The organism is Oscillibacter sp. CU971 (assembly GCF_905219725.1).
In the GTDB taxonomy this organism is placed as follows: Bacteria; Bacillota; Clostridia; order Oscillospirales; family Oscillospiraceae; genus Oscillibacter.
The window spans coordinates 1-1,182 of record NZ_CAJMXG010000543.1 but is presented as its reverse complement, the minus strand read 5'-3'; the positions used below and the strand labels follow the sequence as shown (position 1 = coordinate 1,182).

2 protein-coding genes are annotated in these 1,182 nt (G+C 50.8%); one reads left to right on the top strand and one right to left on the bottom strand.

Translation table 11 applies throughout. The annotated features are described in order from the left end of the window. Window positions 1-3: 3 nt before the first annotated feature. Complete coding sequence (locus JX325_RS17275; RefSeq protein WP_204792239.1) at window positions 4-822, bottom strand: site-specific integrase; 819 nt, start codon at window positions 820-822, stop codon at window positions 4-6. Between the two features lie 6 nt (window positions 823-828). Between JX325_RS17275 and JX325_RS17270 the strand changes: the two genes are divergently transcribed. Next, the gene (locus JX325_RS17270; RefSeq protein WP_204792238.1) at window positions 829-1,116 is read left to right on the top strand and encodes a hypothetical protein; all 288 of its coding nucleotides are present in this window, start codon (window positions 829-831) and stop codon (window positions 1,114-1,116) included. Window positions 1,117-1,182 lie beyond the last annotated feature (66 nt).

The following is a 1,182-nucleotide window of genomic DNA, read 5'->3' as shown; positions in this document are numbered from 1 at the left end:
GTTTCATACCCCGCGCCCCCTTTCCCTTATTTTATCACATCTTCCATTATTTCGGGGAATTAAATCAGCGTTTCCTTGAATATCTTTCAGGGAGTAGTTCAGATACAGCATGATCGTGGCACAGCTATGCCTTAAATCATGAAAGCGAATCCGGCGGAGGCCGTACTTGCTCAAAATCTGCTGAAACTTCTGAGAAACATAGTCCGGCTGGATCAGCGTACCCATCTGGTCTACACAGACGAAATCCAAAAAGCGCTGGTCGTAACAAGCCCCGCACAGGTCCCTCTGGTATGCCTGATGCTGTTGCAGGTTCATGAAATACTGATAGGTATACTGGCAAAGGGGCAATGTCCGCATACTGGTATCGCTCTTGGTCGTATTTTCCCGGACAATGGCTCTAATTTCCCCATTGTGCTTTTCTTTGACGACGGTAGTGGAAATGGTAATGGTGCCTTGCTTGAAGTCAATTGCCGACCAGCGTAAGCCCAGCAGTTCAGAACGCCGGAGGCCGTAGAAGCTCGCTAGGAAAATCGGTACGGCAATCGGCTCGCTGGCTGTTAGTTGCAGCAGGTTCGCAATCTCCTGAACCGTGTAAGGCTCCGCCCCACGATAACGAACGTGGCTGGGCTTCTCGGCGAAGTCAGCCACGTTCTCACGGATATAACGATGCTTCACAGCCCATTGCAGGGCAGTCCGAATCATGGCGTGATGCTTGATAACGGAATTGGGGCTGAGGCCCTTTTTAACTACCGTCACCCCTTCGATACCTACGACGGTCAGGATGTGCTGATTTTCGAGGAGTTCCGGGGCGGTCTGAAACATGGCGATATGTTGAACTACTTGGACGGCTATCCCCTCCTGCTCCCCTGCCGCTATTTCAACCGTCAGGCGTGCTACACCAAAGTATTTATCATCACCAACATCCCCCCGGACGTTCAATACATGAACGTGGACCTTGCCAGCCGGGAAGCGTTTTACCGCCGTATTCACAAAGTGATTGAGTTCTGCGACGGCGGCAAGTTCACGGAGTACGTCAGCGTACAAGCCTACATAGACCGTCACATATGGGCGGACAACTTTGCCGATATCCAAGCGATGGATTTAGGGAAGCACTGATTAAAGCAGGTAAAAGCCAGGCAAACAGACGAAGGTAATGGAAACGACCAATAAAGGGCCATATTG

What these genes read in the sequence shown, in the direction of transcription:
- JX325_RS17275 (WP_204792239.1), bottom strand. Translation starts at nt 822, where the DNA reads ATGTTTCAGACCGCCCCGGAACTCCTCGAAAATCAGCACATCCTGACC.
- JX325_RS17270 (WP_204792238.1), top strand. Translation starts at nt 829, where the DNA reads ATGTTGAACTACTTGGACGGCTATCCCCTCCTGCTCCCCTGCCGCTAT.